Raw genomic sequence first — 18,342 nt, forward strand, 5'->3', positions numbered from 1 at the left:
AACTGATTTAACGGGTATTTCTGCACCTTTTGCGCAGGCTGGCCAGACGTTCGGCGCCAAGTTTCGGCCGGCCACGGGTTAGTGGGTGGCCGGCGCTGCGCTGGGCTGGCCTAGACTCAGCCTACGAGCTCGAAAGGAGCACATTATCATGTGTAAGTGGTTGATAATTATTCCTGTTCAGGTTGTCTCGATGGTTTCGTCCGGCTTCTTGAAATGCACGCACCCCCCGCCAGAGCATCCAGTGAACACCCTGGTTTGCCGTGCGTGGGGGTTATCGATATGAGGCCGGAGAATAAAAAAACGATACGCGTGATGCTGATCGATTGTCGTCCTCTCGTGCTCAGGGGGCTGCATGACTTGATCAATGCCAGAAAGCCGCAGATGGAAGTGAGCGGCCAAGCCTCGACCTATACCCATGCGCTGGATCTTGCCGATCAGTTGCGGCCCAACGTGATCTTTTTCAGCTTCTTTCCCGATGCGTTGAATCCCCTGGAAGTTGTCGCCGGGTTGACCCGCAGCGCGGAGATGAAAGTGCTCGTGCTCAAGGGGTTGTATGAGGCCGTTCCCGTGGCCCAGGCGATCGAGGCGGGCGCACGCGGTATTGTGCTGGCCGAAGACCCGACCGATTCGATCATCCAGGCCATCGTCAAGGTGCATCATCGCGATATCGGGCTGGACAGGGCCTGGGCAGGAGGGCTTTCAGGTTATGCCTCCATCGGCCATGCCATCACTCAATGCAATCTGGAGCAGGCGAAACAGGCTCGGTTGACGCTGCGCGAGAAAGAATTGATCCGCGCCATCGTGGGGGATCCGTCCGCCAAGTACATCAGCATTGCCGGGCGTTTGGGGATCAGCGAGCACACCGTGCACAACCATCTGAGCAATATTTATCAGAAGCTTGATCTCATTAACCGTATCGATTTGCTGATGTATGCGCTTAAGCATGGGCTTACCAACGATGAAGAGCCCCCTGAGGCCACTTGGGTGGAGTTGGATTGAGCGATCCCTGATCTGCGGGAGCGAGCCTGCTCGCGAAGACGGCGGCGCAGGCGCCATTGCTGCAAACTGACCCACCGCCATCGCGAGCAAGCCCGGCTCCCACAGGGATCTGCGGTGGACACAAATTTCATAAACGACCAAAAGCCTGTGTGGGAGCGGGCTTGCTCGCGAAGGCGGGGGCACAGGCGCCATTGCTGCAAACTGACCCACCGCCATCGCGAGCAAGCCCGCTCCCACAGGGATCTGCGGTGGACACAAATTTCATAAACGACCAAAAACCTGTGTGGGAGCGGGCTTGCTCGCGAAGACGGCGGCACAGGCGCCATTGCTGCAAACTGACCCACCGCCATCGCGAGCAAGCCCGCTCCCACAGGAATCTGCGGTGGACACAAATTTCATAAGCGACCAAAAACCTGTGTGGGAGCGAGCCTGCTCGCGAAGGCGGCGGCACAGGCAGCATTGATGTGACCCACCGCCATCGCGAGCAAGCTCGGCTCCCACAGGGATCTGCGGTGGAAACAAATTTCATAAACGACCAAAAACCGGTGTGGGAGCGAGCCTGCTCGCGAAGGCGGCGACACAGGCAGCATTGCTGCAAACTGACCCACCGCCATCGCGAGCAAGCTCGGCTCCCACAGGGATCTGCGGTGGACACAAATTTCATAAACGACCAAAAGCCTGTGTGGGAGCGGGCTTGCTCGCGAAGGCGGCGGCACAGGCAGCATTGATGCAAACTGACCCACCGCCATCGCGAGCAAGCCCGCTCCCACAGGGGCTCGGCGGTGTAGCTGAAAATCCTGACCCACCACAACTCCACTGTGGGAGCGGGCTTGCTCGCGAAGGCGGCGGCACAGGCGCCATTGCTGCAAACTGACCCACCTTCATCGCGAGCAAGCCCGCTCCCACACTGGATTTTCAGAGGGGAAAAATTATGTTCGACACAGATTCTTCTGGAGGGTGAGTCGATTTCGTCGTGAACAGGAAAAGGCCTGAAAAACGAGGCGAGGAGGGTTTCCAGGCCCTCCTCGCATCTTTCACGCGCGCGATGCTTCAGGCGTTGCCGAAGACCACGTCGCTGCCCAGCAGATCGACGCCCAGCAAGGTAATGGTCGTGATTTGCCCGCCAGTCTCGGCGACTGTCACGATGCTGTCTGCGCCATTGTTGTCGATCGATTGGATGACGGCGCCCTGATCACCATTGAGCACCAGCGTGTCTCGCAGGTTTTGACTCACATCAAAGCCCGCAACCTGGTACAGGTTCTCGGTGAAGGTCAGGTCGATGTTGAAGGCATCCCGCTCACCGCCCGTGCCCACCAACGTGTAGTCGAAGAGCGCATCGGCGGTGTTGTTGGCGAACAGGTTGGCGTCGAACGCACTGGTCGCGGTATCGCCATCCTTGTCTGTCAGCGTCGCGTTGAACGACAGTTGCACATCGCTGGCCAGGTTCTCGGTTTCCTGGATGAACTGGATGACCGGAATCTTGATCGCCCCACGGCCCATCGTGAGCTGAACGGCATCGATCATCGCCGTGCCCTCGCGCTCGACCTCGAAGGACACCTGGCCGCCAGTCTCGGGCGTCAGGGTGTTGACCTCGGTGAGGTTGGAAAACGTGCCGTCTTCGTAGTAGATCCGGAAATACAGATCTTCGGTCGCGGTGTTGTAGCCGGCCACCGAGTTGTCGATGAAGATTTTCATGCCCGTCACCAGGCTCTCCGGGTTGATGACGAAGCTTTCATCGGCAGCGCCGATCGCCGCCAGATTGTCCCCTTGCAGCAGGTTGTTGCCGACCCCGATGCCGGACGTGCTGACGTTCATGGCTGTCGGGTCGATGTAGGACGGCAGGGGCGTGGTTTGCAGCGTGGCCTCGGTGGGGTCGGGGGCGCCGAGTCCGATACCGGCGAGGATATCCGTGGTCGAGGCGAGTGCCTTCGCTGAGAAGAACACGATTTCCTCGGACGCCGAAGGAATGGCCGGATTGTTGGTCTCAGGGATCAACAAGGTACGCACCGGATCAGGGCCGCCGGCATCGAGGGAACCGTCGGCACTGCTGCGCACGAGGGTGGAGCTGAAGCCTTGCACCAGGTCCAGGGCATAGCTGCCGTTGGCGTAGGCAGTCAGTGTGTAGTCGACGCTGGTGTCGGCGGTGGTGGCGTTGTTGTCGAAGTCGCCGGTCAGTGTCCCGGCAAACTGGTACGCACCGTCGCCGTCCGGCGAGGGCGCCTGTTCGGTGAGCGTGCCGGTTCCGGTGGTGGTCGTATCGTCGGGCCGGACCAGGGTGAACTGGCCATTGACCAACGTGATGTCCAGGCCCATTGCACCCAGCCCATCGGCCCCGGCCGATTGATCCCAGAAACCGTATTGTGGCAGCACGCTGCCGGTGCCGATCAGGTTGCCGAACGCGACCGAAGGGCCGTCGTCCTCGAACACCAGGTTCTGGCCGATGTTGAGCGTCGCCTGGAGGCTGTCGCCGTCCTTGTCGGTCTTGGTCGCGATCAACGTGATCAGGTTGTCCGCCAGGCTCGTCGCGTCATCGGGATTGGTGGCGTCGGGGTGTACCAGCGCTCGGATCTGGTCGAGGGTGACATCGCCATTCGTGGCCACGCTGACGGTGAACACCAGCAGATTGGTGGTGGCCGTGCGACCTTCTACCGTTGTGCCGTTGGACGAGAGGTTGACCGCCTCGCCGGTGGCCGTGTCGATGAGCCCGGAAGCACCCGCCACCACGCCGAGGCTGTAGGTCAGCGTGCCGGCATCGTCGGCGCCGTAGGCGGAGACGAAGTTGGCGGCGAAGTTTTGCATGGCGTTGGTCGCCAATACCGTCTCGTCCACCGTCAGCGTTGGCTCGGTGCCGGTGGTGCTGATGCTCGGCCCATCATCCTCGAAGACCAGGTTCTGGCCGATGTTAAGTGTGGCCTGGACACTGTCACCGTCCTTGTCGGACTTGGTCGCGGTCAGCGTGACCAGGTTGTCCAAGGTCAGGCTCTTGGCGTCGTCGGGATTGGTGGTGTTGGGGTGCACCACGGCGCGGATCTGGTCCAGGGTGACATCGCCATTGGTGGCGACGCTGACGGTGAACACCAGGAGGTTGGTGGTGGCCGTGCGACCTTCTACCGTTGTGCCGCTGAGCGAGAGGTTGACCAGCTCACCCGTGGCCGTGTCGGTCAGACCGGAGGCGCCGGCCACCATGCCGAGGGCATAGGTCAGCGTGCCGGCTCCGTCAGCACCGTAGGCGGAGGTGAAGTTGGCGGCGAAGTTCTGCGTGGCATTGGTGCCCAGCAGCGTCTCGTCCACGGTCAGGGTGGGCTCGGTTCCGGTGGTACTGATGCTTGGCCCGTCATCCTCGAAGACCAGGTTCTGGCCGATGTCGAGTGTGGCTTGAACGCTGTCGCCGTCCCTGTCGGTCTTGGTCGCGGTCAGCGTGACCAGGTTGTCCAAGGTCAGGCTCTGGGCGTCGTCGGGATTGGTCGTGTCGGGATGCACCACGGCGCGGAGTTGGTCGAGGGTGACATCGCCATTGGTGGCGACGCTGACGGTGAACACCAACAGGTTGGTCGTGGCGGTGCGACCTTCCACTGTTGTGCCATTGAGCGAGAGGTTGACCACCTCACCCGTGGCCGTGTCGGTCAGTCCGGAATCACCGGCCACCATGCCGAGGGCATAGGTCAGCGTGCCGGCACCGTCGGTGCCGTAGGCGGAGGTGAAGTTGGCGGCGAAGTTCTGCGTGGCATCGCTGCCCAACAGCGTCTCGTCCACGGTCAGGGTGGGCTCGGTGCCGGTATTGCCGATGCTTGGCCCATCGTCTTCGAAAACCATCTGGGAGCCGATCTCGGTCTTCGTAACAGACGCCTGGACCAGGGTGAAGCCGCCGATATCAAAGTCGGCGTGGTTGGTGCCCTTGGCGTCGAGGGCCGCGCCGTTCTCGATGAGTACGCGGTTGTGGTTTGACGTGGTGGTGTATTCGATCTGGTAGCCGGCCTTGACGCCGGTGATGGTGGCCACCCCGGAGGCGAAGCTGATGACGATGCCCGGATCATTGGCAGAGCCGTCCGAGTTCTCGATGACCACCCCGGTGCTGATGTTGGTGACCCGGACATTGCTGATCGCCACCGAGGTGTCACCGGTGTAGCCATTGACGAAATTCACCCCGGATTCTGCGGCGGTGCTGAACGCGCTGATTTTTACCACGGCCGTCTTGCCGGCCTGCAACTGCACGACATCGAAGTTGGCCATCTTCGTATCGAAGACGTCGGTGAAGTCGATGTTGGATTCCACGTCCGCTTCGTTCTGGTCCAGGTTGGGGATGGTCACATCCTGCCTGGCACCGGTGACGAAGGTGAAACGGATGCCTTCCTGTTCCACGATCATTTGGTTATTGGTACCGAAGGTTGTCGGTCCGCCGGCCTGGCTGGTGTTGATCGTGTCACCGGTGGTGATATTGACGCCGCTGGATTGGTCGGCCGGGTTCTTGCCGGTGGCGATGATGGTGGGTTCGGCGATGCGCAGGACACCGTCCACCAGTTCCGTCGTCGGATTCGCCGTGGTGAACATCAGGAACAGGTTCTGGCCGGAGGGCGCATTGGCCAGGCTGAACTGCAGGTCCTGGCTCGCGCCGATGAAGACTTTGTCCAGCAGGTTGACGGCATCGTCGGGGTTGGTATTGACCGGGTGCTGGAGCGGTTCGTAGAGCACGGTCCAGACCTTGCCGCCGGTGGCGGTTTCTTCTATGTACGCGGCGAAGACAATTGCACCGGCGGGCCCGCCGGCCCGGCCGAGGACGATGTTGTCGTTGGTGTCGGTGTACAGCAGGATGCTGGTGCCGTTGAGCGTATCCAACCCGCTGTCCACACCGTCGAGCGGCGCACCGGTGCTGTCGACGAAGCTGATATTGGTAATGCTCGCTCCTGGCGCAGCGTTGACCGTGAACGCATCGCTGCCGGTATCCCCGACGGCGCCGGCATAGCCGCTCAAGGCGGCGCCCGTCGCGGTTCCTGTCCCAAGGGCAGTCAGGCGACTGGCGAAGGTCAGGGGCAGGGACGCGACCAGGATGTCGTTGTCATCCGCATCTGTTGCCGCTCCCGGCGTGGCGGTGCCGTTCTGCAAGCCGGCGGTTTCATCCAGCGTCACATTGACGCCGGTTGCCACGACGCCCAGGCCGGTGCTGGCGGTTGCCGTGTATAGCGAGGCTGGATCGCTCAGCAGTGCTGAGTCTTGCTCGCGAATAGTCATGAGTTTCTCCAGAGCATGCGGTCATCAAGGCCTGACCGTTGACCATTGACCGCAACTATGGGGAAGCGCAGGGCAATTGGGCATCGGCTGATACTCCCAGGCGGGGTGGGAGTTTCGGCCTATGCCGCGTAGGGGCCATGGGCGTGAGCCGGCGAGGATAGATTCGCGCAAGACTGCGACAGTCCCAGCAAGTCTGCGAAAGCCCGGCATCCGCCGATGGGAGACAGTGAAGCCGTCGATAACGACAGCGCCCATGGGCGCCGGGCCGGCGAATGTCTCGTCTGCCCGCTCACGCAGGAGAGCGATCATGACCGATATCCAACCCACTATTCCCCACGAAGTCGATGGCAAGGTTGCGCTGGTCACCGGCGCTGCCAGTGGTATCGGCAGGGCTGTCGCATTGCTGTTGCATGCCCGCGGCGCCAAGGTGGTGGCTGAAGACATCAACCCCGCCGTCCATGAGCTGGCCCGTCCGGGGCTGGTGCCGCTGGAGGCCGACATCACCGCGGATGGCGCCGCCGAGCGCGCCGTCGGCCTGGCCGTCGAGCAGTTCGGCCGGCTGGACATCCTGGTCAACAACGCCGGGATCATCATCAACAAGTTGGTGATCGACATGACGCGCCAGGACTGGGAACGCATCCAGGCGGTCAACGCCACCGCCGCCTTTCTGCACTCACGCGAAGCGGTCAAGGCGATGATGCCCAACCAATCGGGGGCCATCGTCAACATTGCCTCCTACGCGTCCTATTTTGCCTTCCCGACCATTGCCGCCTACACCGCCTCCAAGGGGGCCCTGGCGCAACTGACGCGCACCTTGGCGCTGGAAGTCATCGAGCAGGGTATTCGTGTCAATGCCATCGGGGTTGGCGATGTGGTCACCAACATCCTCAATGACGTGGTCGAGGACGGTCCGGCGTTCCTCGCCCAGCACGGTGAAGCTGCGCCCATCGGTCGGGCTGCACAGCCGCAGGAAATTGCCGAGGTGGTGGCGTTCCTGGCCTCGGACCGTGCGAGTTTTGTGGTCGGTGCGGTGGTCATGGCGGACGGCGGCATGACCGTCACCGCTGGTTAGTCGGGCATCGTGCTGCGCACGCGCATGACTTGAAGCGAACGCGGTCACCTTGTGGGAGCGGGCTTGCTCGCGAAAGCGGTGGGTCAGTTGGTGAAGATGTTGGATGTAACGCCGTCTTCGCGAGCAAGCCCGCTCCCACAGTGGTTTCGAGGCGTTCCAGGGATCGGAATCCACCGCCGACCTTTGTGGGAGCGAGCCTGCTCGCGATAACGGTGTATCAGGCCCGAACAACTACCTGCGCAACTGTGCCGGACTGATGCCAAGGCGTTGCTTGAACAGCGTGGTCATGTGCGCCTGGGAGTTGAAGCCACAGGTGTGTGCGATGTCGGTCAGCCGGGCGGTTGAGTCACGCATCAGCGCCCGTGCCTTGGCGAGGCGCCGGTCGATCAGGTAGCTGTGCGGGCTTTTGCCAGTCGCCTGCTTGAACGCCCGCATGAAATAACCCTCGGACAAGCCAAGCAGCCCCGCCATGGCCTGGACCCCCACCGGGCTGTCGAGACTGGCGTCGATGAAGTCGTCGAGCAGGCGCATCCGGCTGTCCGTGATGGAGCCTTGAGGGCGTGGTGAAAACGCTTTGTGATCGATCACGCGTTCAGCCAAACCGAGCGCCCAGGCTTCCCAATCGTCCTCTGCGGTTGCACGCAACAGCGCGCTGCGCATTCTCAACGCAAGGGTGATGGCCTGCGGGTCAATGCGATTGTTGAATGCATGCGTCCCCGGTAACGCCATACCGTCGGTACGCACGACTCGCAGGTATTCACCGCCAGCGGGAGATTCGGAGAACACGTCGCATCCGACGGGAACGAATGCCAGGCCGTTGGGCAACGCGTCAAACGGCCGGACCCGGTCGCTGCCGATGGCGTGCAGGCCGCGTTGGCTGTCGAAGGCAAAGCCGATGGCTGACTGGGCCGCGACATAGCGAGTGGCGTAGGCGCAGCCGGGCAGCAATTCGATCGCCCAGGGACCGGCCTCGATACGACGGACCGGTTCAGGTGGGGGCGGCGGTTGGCGGTTTCGCGAGCTCATGGACTGCATAGTAGTGAAGAGCGGGCCCGAAAGTCAGGTCAGTTTTCTGAAAGCCCGTCGATGGCGCGCTGATTAGACTGGGCAAAAACCTGGAGGCCCACCATGCACACACTGACCCGCGACGACATTGAACAGGCTGCCCGCCATCTCTATCAATTCATGCCCGCCACTGCCCAATACGCCTGGCCGTTGCTGGCTGAACGGTTGGGTTGCACCGTGTGGGTCAAGCATGAAAACCACACCCCGACCGGGGCCTTCAAGGCGCGCGGTGGCCTGACCTTCGTGCATTGGCTCAAGCGCGAACACCCGGAGGCAAAAGGCATCGTCACGGCGACGCGCGGCAATCACGGCCAGAGCCTGGCGCTGGCGGCCAGTGCCTTGGGTTTGAAAGCGCTGATTGTCGTGCCGCAAGGTAACTCGGTGGAGAAGAACAACGCCATGCGTGGCTTTGGCGGCGAGGTGGTCGAGTATGGCCGCGATTTCGATGAGGCCCGCGAAGAGGCCTTACGCTTGGCCCACGCCCAGGGACTCTACCTGGTGCCGCCGTTTCATCCCGAATTGGTCAAGGGCGTGGCGACCTACGGGCTTGAGCTGTTCCAGGCGGTGCCGGACCTGGATACGGTCTACGTGCCGATAGGCTGCGGATCGGGGATTTGCGCAGTCATCGCCGCCCGCGATGCCTTGGGCCTGGAAACCCGCGTGGTGGGCGTCGTGTCCACCGAGGCCGACGCGGCGAAGTCGTCCTTTGAAACGGGAAGACTTTGCGAAACCCCTTCGGCCAATACCTTTGCCGACGGACTGGCCGTGCGCAAACCCATTCCCGAGGCCTTGGCCATCTACGGTGCCGCTGCGGCGCGGATCGTAGCGGTCAGCGACGCTGAAATTGCCGAGGCCATGCGGGTGTATTACACCGACACCCACAACCTCGCCGAAGGTGCGGGCGCCGCGGCCTTGGCAGCGCTCATGCAGGAGCGTGAAGCGATGCAGGGGAAAAAGGTGGCGGTGATTCTGACCGGGGGGAATATCGACCGGCCAATGTATGCGAGGTTGATCGGTTGAGCCGGCGCGGTGGGCACTTCAGGACTCAGTTTAGATCGATTATTTCTTACGGTTATTGATATAGCTTTGGAGGGTATATCCATGACCGAAGAATCGAAGCGCTCGCCTGGGAAATGTGGCTTCAAGGAGATGTTACCCAACCAACAGTCTGTTGCGGCATTGTTGCACCCTGGACACTGGCTGCTTTGTGGCGATGAGCTTATGCGTTAAAAGAATTTCTAGTGGGGATTATAAGAGCGTTATGTTCTATGAAATCCATTCAGGAATGCCTTCATGAAGTTCTTCCGTTCTCTGCTCCTCAGCACATGGTTCGCCGCACCGTTGTCCCAGGCCAGCGAGCCGTTGGTCCTGCACGTCGGCGACCAGAACTATTACAACGTGCGGGCCTCGGTGGAGGCTTCGGGTGTGCTTGAGGGCGCTCCCTACCGCGTCGACTGGAAACATTTCCAGGCCGCCGCGCCCCTGGCCGAGGCACTGAATACCGGCGACCTGGACCTGGGTTTCCTCGGCGATTCGGGGTTCCTGTTCCTGGCTGCCAAACAGGCTCCGGTGAAACTGATCGGTGTTTCGCGGCAGAACCCGGACACCATCGCGCTGCTGGTGCCCAAGGACTCACCGGTCAAGACCATCGCCGACCTCAAGGGCAAGAAGGTCGCCTATTGGCCAGGCGCCTGGAGCCAGCAACTGACCCTACGTGCCCTGGAGCAGGCCGGCCTGCCGGAGCACCATGTGGACTTCATCAAGCTGATGCCGATCGACGCGGCGGCGGCCTTGCCCCAGGGCAGCATTGATGCTTTTCCGGTGTGGGAACCCTACATCTCGCAGCAGATCCTGTTCTCCGGCGCCCGGCCGATCCTGACGGCGAAAAACCTCATGCCCGGCCTCAGCGCCATTGCCGCTTCGACACCGGCCATCGACAACAAGCGCGAAGCCATTGCCGACTTCCTCGGGCGGGTGAAGCAGGCCCGTGCCTGGGTCGACACCCACACCGACGCATACGCGGACCTGTGGGCGAAAAAGGCCAACCTCGACCAGAACGTCTCGCGCCATTGGTTGCGCCAGGCTCACATGAGCATCGGCCCGGTGGACCGACAGGCCGCCGCCGACCTGCAAAGCACGGCGGACTTCCTGTTCAAGGTCAAGGCGCTGCCGGCCCCGCTGACCACCGCCGGGATTATCGACACGTCCTTCAACCAGGCCTTGGGCGAATAACTCGCGCGAACACGTTTCCTGACTCACCCGCAGGCCCCGTGGGAGCGGGCTTGCTCGCGAAGGCTTTCGGTCAGTCGGTATCATCATTGACTGACAGTCCGCTATCGCGAGCAAGCTCAGCTCCCACAATGTATGTGTGGTGAATGAGGCTCTGGGGCAGTGTCCCAGAGCCCTTTTGTCGCTCAGTAGCGGATCATCACCGATTTCAGTTCGGTGTAGTCATCGATGAATGCACTGCCAAATTCACGGCCCATCCCGGAAGATTTGCTGCCGCCAAATGGCACGGCCGGGTCGAGCAGGGTGTGCATGTTCACCCATACGGTGCCGGCTTCGATGGCGGGAACCATGCGCAGGGCCTTGCCCAGGTCGTTGGTCCAGAGGCTGGCGCTGAGGCCGTAGGGCGTGTCGTTCATCAGTTCCAGCAGTTCTTCCTCAGTGTCGTAAGGAAAAAAAGTGGCGATCGGGCCGAAGGTCTCTTCGTTGAGCAGGCTGTCGTCGCGGCGGTTGGCGAGGATGATGGTCGGCTCGACGTAGCAACCCGGCCCCTCGATCAGCTTGCCGCCATGGACGATGGTGTTGTTCTGTGCGCGGGCCTTGGCGAAGAATTCCGCCAGTTTGTGCTGGTGCTGGTGGTTGGTCACCGGGCCGAATTCGGTGCGTTCGTCCAGGGGCGAGCCAATGGTGAGTTTACTCAAGCGCTGGGCCAGTTTGTCCATGATCGACTCGATCTGCGAGCGATGGACGAAGAACCGTTCCGCCGCCGCGCAGATTTGTCCCGAATGCAGGAAGCCCGCCTCGATGATGCCGTTGACCGCCACCTCGGGATCGATATCACGCAGGAACCCCGCGGCATTCTTCCCGCCCAGTTCCAAGGTCGCACGGGTCAACCCGGCGCCCATGGCCGCCTGGCCCACCGCCAGGCCGGTGGGCACGGAACCGGTGAATGACACCTTATTGGTCCCAGGATGCTCGATCAGTCCTTTGCCCACCTGGCCGCCACCGGTCAATACGTTCAGGGCACCGGCCGGCAGCCCGGCTTCCATGGCCAGTTCAGCGATGCGCAGGATGGTCAGCGGGGTGAACTCGCTGGGCTTGATGATGATGCTGCAGCCGGTGACCAGGGCCGAGGCCAGTTTCCAGATGGCGATCATGGTGGAAAAATTCCACGGTACGATACCGACCACCACCCCGACCGGTTCACGCAAGGTGAACGCGGTGTAGCGTTCCCCGGCGAAGGACGGCAACGAGGGGGTGATCGTCTCGCCACCGATCTTGGTCGCCCAGCCGGCGTAGTAACGCAGGAAGTGCGCGGCCTGGTCGACTTCGAAGGCCCGGGAGATGTGGATGATCTTCCCCGACTGGCAGGTTTCGATCTGCGCCAGTTCTTCGCGGTTGCGCTCCAACAGGTCCGCCAACTTGAGCAGCACATGGCCGCGAACCGCTGGCGCGGTTTGCGACCATTGCTTGAAACCGCGACGGGACGAATCCACCGCCGCATCGATGTCGCCGGGGGCGGCGTCGCTGACCTGGGCGATGACTTGGCCGGTGGCGGGGTTGACGACGTCCAACGTCTGGCGGCTCTGGCTTTCGACGTAGCCACCGTCGATGAACAGGGCGTGATGTCTAGCGAGGAAGGCTTCGACCTGAGGCAGCAGGGCAATATCGCTCATGAGGGTTTCCTGATCGCGAACAAGGGAAAGCCCGAGGGTAATCCCGGCGCCACCGCCCGGCTTGACTGTGCCTGCCGCGCGGTATGTCTGTGGCTGCCAGCCCGAGCGATTGGCAGCCAGGAGCAAGGTCCTGTGCAGCCAGGGACAAGCCAGCCTGGCCGGTTTGCGATCAGATTCGGTTTTGACTTGATGGGCAAAGGGGCGGGCGATGTTTCTCCAGACCAACAAACAGAAATTGGCGTTGATTGCCCAGGTGCAGCGTGTGCTGGCCGGTGAAAGGCAGGCCACGCCGATGCTCGATGCGTATCCGCCACTGCGGACGGTCCTTGAACAGTATGCGGGGCAAATGGCGAGCGTCGCCGCGCGGTTGCACCAGGCCGAGGCACAAGTGCAAGCGCAAACCTTGCGCTGGCAGCAAAGCGAGCATGAGTTGCACCTGGCTCGCCAGCAACTGGAGCAAGCCCGCGAGCGGGAGCAGGTGCTTGAGGTTCGCCTGGATGAACACTGCCAGCGGTTGCATCAGCATCGGCAGGACACGCAGATCTGGGAGCTGTTGCAGTCGACCCTGACGGAAGGCTGCTGGGACATTACCGTGGTCGACGGCGATCTCCAGCACCCGGCCAGTGGCATGCGTTTTTCCAGTCAGTTCCGTGCGCTGCTGGGGTACGGTCCTGACGACCTGCCCGACGGCTGGGATGCCCAGGTCGGCATCACCCACCCGGACGACCTGCCGAAGATCATGGCCATTTTCGACCGCGAGATTCTCGGTTCCCAGGGCAGCGGCGAATACGTCTTCGAATACCGCATGCGTCACAAGAGCCGGGATTACATCTGGTGCCGCGAACGCGGTCGGGCGGTACGTGACCCCCATGGGCAACTGGTGCGGGTCATCGGTGCGGTGCGTGATATCAGCGATGAGCGCTCGGCCCAGTCCACCCACCAGCGCATGCTGGAACAGAACCAGTTGACCTACGCCCAGATTGCCACGGTGGTGGGGGTGATCAAGGGCATTGCCGACCAGACCAATCTGCTCGCCTTGAACGCCGCGATCGAAGCGGCCAGGGCCGGAGATGTCGGGCGCGGTTTCTCGGTGGTGGCCGATGAGGTGCGCAAGCTGGCGCAAAGCACCCGGCAGGCAACCCATCAGATCCAGACCATGTTGCAGTAGGAGCTGACGAGTGCAACGAGGCTGCGATCTTCCCAAAGACACTTGCATCGAAAGCGAAAAATCAAAAGATCGCAGCCTGCGGCAGCTCCTACGGTCGGCCTGTCAGAACGGAACCGCCACCACCAACTGGCTGTAGACGTTAGTGCCATTGCCGCCGACCTGATTGCCCCCGTTGTCCGCATCCTTCTCAGGCTTGTACAGACCCACCAGCGGCGTGACGATCAGGTGTTCATTCACCGCCCATTCCACGTAAAGGTCCAGCTCCCGGGCATCGAGGTTCAGCGCTTGGCGGCTGTGCAGGGTCTGGTAGTCGAAGAACAGCGCGCCAAGGGTCACGTTTTCCGCCGGCTTGAGCTTGAGGCCGACGTGCTGGATGGCGGTGTTGCTGTTGAAGGGCCCGGCGTAGTTGCCCGCCACTTCACCCTGGAACCAGGTGCCGTAGCCACGGTTCTGGCCGTTGAACATCGAGTCCCAATCCTTGGAATAGCGGCTGTAGCGATAGGTCAGGTCCGGCGTCCAGGGCAGGTCGGCGAAGGTGTAGCCGGCTTCGGCGTACCAGGCTTTCTCCGGGCCCGCGTCCTTGTCCTGCCAGGCGTACTCGAAGGAGAAATGGGCATTTTCGATGCCGGCATTGCCGGCGCCACGCAGGCTGTAGATGTCCATGCCGTCGCGCTGTTTCTGGAAGTCGCTGGCGTAGCGGTCGTCGACATCGAGGCCATGGATATAGGTCAGCCCCAGGGTGCCCGGTGCGGCGGTGTATTCCAGGGTGCCGGCGGCCATTTCGGTGTTGGCCTGGGCGCGGTTGTCGGACTTGATCCACATCAGGCTGCCATGCACGCCGTCCTTGCCGCCCAGGCGCACGACGGCGGTTTCGTCGAAGGCATGCCGGGCCGCCAGGTAATAGGCGCCGCCGCGGTTGAGTTCGCCATCGGCCACGCCTTTGCCCAGGTTCAGGCCGTCGTCATTGATGATGAAACCGTCGCCGAGGGTAATCACTTGGCGGCCGTAGGACAGGTCGACACCGTCCTTGCCCAATGCCGGGAACAAGTCCCCCGAGCGCCAGCCGGCAAAGGCTTCGTCGAACTGGGTGGTGCGTTCGGAGCCATCGCTCAGGCCGGCCGCATCGCCATCGCCCCAAGTGCCGGAGCTGACCAGATTGGCCGTCCCGTAGACACTGCCCAGGCCGCCGAGTGTCTGGTCGATACTCAGGCCATACTTGATGAAGCCTTCGCGCCAGCTCGAACCACCGGTGGTGCCGTCATAGTTCTTGCGGCTGTTGAACAGCCCGTAGACCGCCAGGAAGTTACCGGTGACGGTGGTGTCTTCGTCGGCGTAAAGCTCATAGGCCTGGGCCGATGAGTCGGCGCCCAGCAGGGCGATGCCCAAACCGATGGCGTTGCGCAGCAAAGGTGTACGGCGTGTGTGCTCCATGGTGGATTCCCCAGTGTGATAGGACAGCAGAGCGCGCATTAAAGGGAGCGGCACCCGGGGAAGTCTTTCACCTGCCTGCCAAGGAGTTGACCCAGGCCGCCAGCGTGGCGGTGTTGGCAGGCAGCAACAAAACCACCGGCAGACATGGGCAAGACGCCTGGGGCGGGGCGGCGCAGAGTAAGGCTGCACGCAACGCCGTTTCGATCAGGGACCGGTAGGGGAAGGCATGATCGCCGGGTCCTGGACGGCTGTGGCATCCATACTAAAAATGCGCTTTCGAGGACCTTGCACCATGTCGATCAATGACAGGCTCACCGAGCACTTGAACCGGGGTTCGGTGGGTTTTCCCACCGCGTTGGCCAGCACCATTGGCCTGATCATGGCAAGCCCCGTGATTCTCACCGCGACCATGGGCTTTGGCATCGGCGGCAGCGCCTTTGCCATGGCGATGCTGATCGCCGTGGTGATGATGCTGGCCCAGGCGACGACGTTCGCCGAGGCCGCGTCGATTCTTCCCACCACCGGCTCGGTCTATGACTACATCAACTGTGGCATGGGCCGTTTCTTCGCGATTACCGGCACCTTGTCGGCCTATCTGATAGTCCATGTGTTCGCCGGCACCGCCGAGACCATCCTGGCCGGGGTCATGGCCCTGGTGAACTTCGAGCACCTCAACACCCTGGCCGAATCGGCGGGCGGTTCCTGGTTGCTGGGCGTGGGCTTCGTGGTGGTGTTTGGCGTGCTCAATGCGTTCGGCGTCAGCGCCTTTGGCCGGGCGGAGATCATCCTGACATTCGGCATGTGGACCACCCTGATGGTGTTCGGCGTGTTGGGCCTGATCGCCGCGCCGGCGGTGGAGCTGGAGGGCTGGTTCGGCGCCTCCGTGGTGGGCACCGATCTGGTCACGGTGTTGTCGTTGGTGGGCATGGCCATGTTCATGTTCGTCGGCTGCGAATTCGTCACGCCCCTGGCGCCGGACCTGCGCAATTCCGCCCGGAGCATGCCCCGGGCGATGATGCTGGGCTTGTTCAGCGTCGCCACCTGCATGTTCATCTACGGTGCGGCAATGAAGCGCCAGGTGGAAAACGTGCTGCTCGATGCCACCAGCGGCGTGCATCTGCTGGACACCCCCATGGCGATTCCACGGTTCGCCGAACAGGTCATGGGCGATATCGGCCCGATGTGGCTGGGCATCGGCTTTCTGTTCGCCGGTGCGGCGACCATCAACACCTTGATGGCGGGCGTGCCACGGATTCTCTACGGCATGGCGGTGGACGGCGCATTGCCGAAGGTCTTCACTTATTTGCATCCTCGCTTCAAGACACCGCTGTTGTGCATCCTGGTGGCGATGCTGATTCCTTGCCTGCATGCGTGGTGGCTGGGCGGCAATCCCGACAACATCATGCACCTGGTGTTGGCGGCGGTGTGCGCCTGGAGTTTTGCCTACCTGTTGGTGACCGTGTCGGTGGTCAGCCTGCGGATTCGTCGCCCTGATCTGCCACGGGCCTATCGCTCACCGTGGTTCCCGTTGCCGCAGATCCTGTCCAGTGTCGGCATCTTGCTGGGCATGTGGTTTATCACGCCGCCCGGCATGAATCCGGCGGACATCTACGTGCCCTTCGCGGTGATGCTCGGCGGCACCGCGGCGTACGCCTTGTTCTGGACCCTGGTGGTGCAGAAGGTCAATCCATTCAAGCCAGCGTCGGTGGAAGACGTGCTGGCCAAGGAGTTTTCCCATGAGCCAGGGCAACCTGCGGGCGAGTTTGTCGACCCTGCTGCAAAAGCTGTCTGAGGTATTCAGCGCCCAGCGCGCCCCGGCCGGGTATCGGCCCGGGGTGACCTTGGAACACGTGCGGCGCAACCTCGCATTGGCGCGATTCGAGCTCACAGCCCCGACCGTCGCCACGGCAGTCACCGACGACGGCAGCTTGCAGTTGGAAATTGTCGAGCGCACCGAATCGCAGTTGTTGATGCACCTGGTGATGACCGAATTCGTGCTACGCCTGCCTGCTTCCCGAGAGGGCACGGCGCGCCTGGAATTGCACCACGGCGGGGCTGTCCGGCGCAGTGGCATTCGTTGCCGGCAGCGGGACGGGCGCAGTGGCCTGGCGGCCATGCTACAGGCGGCCGTGGAGAAGGACCGCGTGTTGTATCAGGCCCTCATGCCGCTGGATTTCAAGCGGCTGCGCATCGATCTGCAGGGCCGCCAGTGGTGCGTGCGCCTGGAACACATGGGCGGTAGCGAAGTGGTCAATCGCATGCCGGCCTTTCGTCGCTATATCCCGTTGAGCCGCGAGCAGCGCGGCGTCCTTCTGGCGACCTTGAGCGGCCTGCAACGGGTACTGGCAACGCTCTGATTCTGCTGCGCTGCCCCTGGCATCATTCCTGCTACTGCTCTGGCGATCAGGTACTTGTTGCGCGCATATAGATAACATGTTAACTATTGCCGCACAAAAACAAAAAGCCACTGCGGAGAATGCCATGAGCATGCAACAGGTTGGGCAGGACGGTCTGGACACCTGGAACCGGGATCTGCGGGCGACTTGCGGCCACTTCGATACCGAGCTGGCCTTCAATCGCGCGCTGTTCATTGGTGAAGTGTCGAATTTTCATCGGGGAGGCCTTGCCCTCGCCAACCTGCGGACCAATGCCGGTAACATCAAGCGTCACTCCCCCAACGCCGATCATGATGATGACCAGGATTGCCTCCTGGTCAGCCAGCGCAGCGGCTACTGCCGCATTACCCAGAACGGCCGGAGCATCCAGTTGGCGCCCGGTGAACTGTTGTTGATGGATTCGGCAGGCGCGCTTGAGATCACCCCGTTCGGCCTGATCGAGCACGCGGTGCTGTCCTTGTCTCGCCAGGACGTGTCGCGGCAACTGGGCGGGGAAACCAAGACCTTTGGCAAGGTCTCGTCCAGCAAGGCGTGTGGGCGGATGCTGCATGTATTGATGGATCAACTGTGCAAGGACACACCCGACGGCGAGGGCGCGGCGGGCGAGGGTGAAGCCTTGCACAGTGCCTTCGTTTCTCTGTTGGGCTCGGCCCTGGAACAGGGTAGCGATGGTCGTGACGAAGGGGTGGCGTTGCAGGGCAGCCATTTGCGCAGCTATGTCCAGAAGGTCATCGACGAATCACTTACCCAGCCAGGCCTCAGCCCCGTGGGCCTGGCCAATCGGCTGAATATTTCGGTGCGGCATCTGTATCGTTTGTTCGAAGAACAGGATGACAGCGTGTGTCGCTACATCCAGCGAGCCCGGCTCAAGCGCAGCGCCGATGACCTGATCAACCCGTTCCTGCGGGACGAGTCCATTACCTCGATCGCCTACAAGTGGGGCTTCACCGATTCGGCGCATTTCAGCCGTTCGTTCAAGAAGCAGTTCGAGCAGTCGCCCAAGGCGTTTCGTTCCAGTCGTTTGCAGGTGGGGCAGGGGGTGGCTTGAGTGGATATATCCAATAGCTTTGCAGTCTGAACCAG

The 18,342-nt window shown here is 62.1% G+C and carries 11 protein-coding genes and 2 pseudogenes; 9 read left to right on the forward strand and 4 right to left on the reverse strand.

Annotation, left to right across the window (positions count from 1 at the left end; translation table 11 throughout):
• Positions 1–312 precede the first annotated feature (312 nt).
• The gene (locus HU715_RS06810) at positions 313–999 is read left to right on the forward strand and encodes a LuxR C-terminal-related transcriptional regulator (protein ID WP_437182501.1); all 687 of its coding nucleotides are present in this window, start codon (positions 313–315) and stop codon (positions 997–999) included.
• Positions 1,000–2,049: 1,050 nt separating this feature from the next.
• Here the strand turns inward: HU715_RS06810 and HU715_RS06815 are convergent.
• Positions 2,050–6,225 carry a DUF5801 repeats-in-toxin domain-containing protein gene (locus HU715_RS06815; RefSeq protein WP_186707391.1) on the reverse strand — a complete coding sequence of 1,392 codons (4,176 nt, stop codon included), beginning with the start codon at positions 6,223–6,225 and terminating at the stop codon, positions 2,050–2,052.
• 307 nt (positions 6,226–6,532) lie between these two features.
• Between HU715_RS06815 and HU715_RS06820 the strand changes: the two genes are divergently transcribed.
• On the forward strand, positions 6,533–7,297 hold the full coding sequence (locus tag HU715_RS06820; protein ID WP_186707392.1) for an SDR family NAD(P)-dependent oxidoreductase: 765 nt from the start codon (positions 6,533–6,535) through the stop codon (positions 7,295–7,297).
• Between the two features lie 231 nt (positions 7,298–7,528).
• Here the strand turns inward: HU715_RS06820 and HU715_RS06825 are convergent, their stop codons facing one another.
• On the reverse strand, positions 7,529–8,332 hold the full coding sequence (locus HU715_RS06825) for a helix-turn-helix transcriptional regulator (RefSeq protein ID WP_186707393.1): 804 nt from the start codon (positions 8,330–8,332) through the stop codon (positions 7,529–7,531).
• Between the two features lie 93 nt (positions 8,333–8,425).
• Here HU715_RS06825 and HU715_RS06830 point away from each other — a divergent pair, with 93 nt between their 5' ends.
• Together HU715_RS06830 and HU715_RS06835 are read left to right on the forward strand one after the other, a co-directional pair.
• Positions 8,426–9,382 (forward strand): threonine dehydratase, encoded by a 957-nt coding sequence (locus tag HU715_RS06830; RefSeq protein WP_186707394.1) that lies wholly within the window; start codon positions 8,426–8,428, stop codon positions 9,380–9,382.
• Between the two features lie 273 nt (positions 9,383–9,655).
• Entirely contained in the window at positions 9,656–10,594 is a 939-nt protein-coding gene (locus HU715_RS06835; protein ID WP_186707395.1) for an ABC transporter substrate-binding protein, read from the forward strand.
• A gap of 182 nt (positions 10,595–10,776) precedes the next feature.
• Here HU715_RS06835 and HU715_RS06840 read toward each other — a convergent pair whose 3' ends face one another.
• Positions 10,777–12,264 carry an aldehyde dehydrogenase family protein gene (locus HU715_RS06840; protein WP_186707396.1) on the reverse strand — a complete coding sequence of 496 codons (1,488 nt, stop codon included), beginning with the start codon at positions 12,262–12,264 and terminating at the stop codon, positions 10,777–10,779.
• Positions 12,265–12,892: 628 nt separating this feature from the next.
• On the opposite strand from HU715_RS06840, the pseudogene HU715_RS27610 reads away from it, so the two are divergent.
• Positions 12,893–13,135: pseudogene (locus HU715_RS27610) on the forward strand (PAS domain-containing protein); the annotation flags it as partial.
• A gap of 69 nt (positions 13,136–13,204) precedes the next feature.
• Positions 13,205–13,429: pseudogene (locus HU715_RS27615) on the forward strand (methyl-accepting chemotaxis protein); the annotation flags it as partial.
• Positions 13,430–13,534: 105 nt separating this feature from the next.
• On the opposite strand, the gene HU715_RS06850 reads toward HU715_RS27615, so the two are convergent.
• Complete coding sequence (locus tag HU715_RS06850) at positions 13,535–14,863, reverse strand: alginate export family protein (protein WP_186707398.1); 1,329 nt, start codon at positions 14,861–14,863, stop codon at positions 13,535–13,537.
• Positions 14,864–15,155: 292 nt separating this feature from the next.
• Between HU715_RS06850 and HU715_RS06855 the strand changes: the two genes are divergently transcribed.
• The 3 genes from HU715_RS06855 to feaR all read left to right on the forward strand — a co-directional run bounded on the left by HU715_RS06855 (position 15,156) and on the right by feaR (position 18,307).
• Positions 15,156–16,655, forward strand: a complete 1,500-nt coding sequence (locus tag HU715_RS06855) for an APC family permease (protein ID WP_186707399.1) — start codon at positions 15,156–15,158, stop codon at positions 16,653–16,655.
• On the forward strand, positions 16,600–17,220 hold the full coding sequence (locus HU715_RS06860) for a DUF3156 family protein (RefSeq protein WP_186707400.1): 621 nt from the start codon (positions 16,600–16,602) through the stop codon (positions 17,218–17,220). Before HU715_RS06855 ends, HU715_RS06860 begins: the two co-directional genes overlap by 56 nt.
• Before the next feature lie 124 nt (positions 17,221–17,344).
• Positions 17,345–18,307 (forward strand): transcriptional regulator FeaR, encoded by a 963-nt coding sequence (gene feaR / locus HU715_RS06865; RefSeq protein WP_186707401.1) that lies wholly within the window; start codon positions 17,345–17,347, stop codon positions 18,305–18,307.
• The last annotated feature ends 35 nt before the right edge of the window (positions 18,308–18,342 follow it).

It is taken from the genome of Pseudomonas zanjanensis, from assembly GCF_014268745.2.
Classification (GTDB): domain Bacteria; phylum Pseudomonadota; class Gammaproteobacteria; order Pseudomonadales; family Pseudomonadaceae; genus Aquipseudomonas; species Aquipseudomonas zanjanensis.

Excerpts from the sequence above, each read along its gene's own strand:
- HU715_RS06810 (WP_437182501.1), top strand. The coding sequence starts at position 313 with ATGCTGATCGATTGTCGTCCTCTCGTGCTCAGGGGGCTGCATGACTTG.
- HU715_RS06815 (WP_186707391.1), bottom strand. The coding sequence starts at position 6,225 with ATGACTATTCGCGAGCAAGACTCAGCACTGCTGAGCGATCCAGCCTCG.
- HU715_RS06820 (WP_186707392.1), top strand. The coding sequence starts at position 6,533 with ATGACCGATATCCAACCCACTATTCCCCACGAAGTCGATGGCAAGGTT.
- HU715_RS06825 (WP_186707393.1), bottom strand. The coding sequence starts at position 8,332 with ATGCAGTCCATGAGCTCGCGAAACCGCCAACCGCCGCCCCCACCTGAA.
- HU715_RS06830 (WP_186707394.1), top strand. The coding sequence starts at position 8,426 with ATGCACACACTGACCCGCGACGACATTGAACAGGCTGCCCGCCATCTC.
- HU715_RS06835 (WP_186707395.1), top strand. The coding sequence starts at position 9,656 with ATGAAGTTCTTCCGTTCTCTGCTCCTCAGCACATGGTTCGCCGCACCG.
- HU715_RS06840 (WP_186707396.1), bottom strand. The coding sequence starts at position 12,264 with ATGAGCGATATTGCCCTGCTGCCTCAGGTCGAAGCCTTCCTCGCTAGA.
- HU715_RS06850 (WP_186707398.1), bottom strand. The coding sequence starts at position 14,863 with ATGGAGCACACACGCCGTACACCTTTGCTGCGCAACGCCATCGGTTTG.
- HU715_RS06855 (WP_186707399.1), top strand. The coding sequence starts at position 15,156 with ATGTCGATCAATGACAGGCTCACCGAGCACTTGAACCGGGGTTCGGTG.
- HU715_RS06860 (WP_186707400.1), top strand. The coding sequence starts at position 16,600 with ATGAGCCAGGGCAACCTGCGGGCGAGTTTGTCGACCCTGCTGCAAAAG.
- feaR (WP_186707401.1), top strand. The coding sequence starts at position 17,345 with ATGAGCATGCAACAGGTTGGGCAGGACGGTCTGGACACCTGGAACCGG.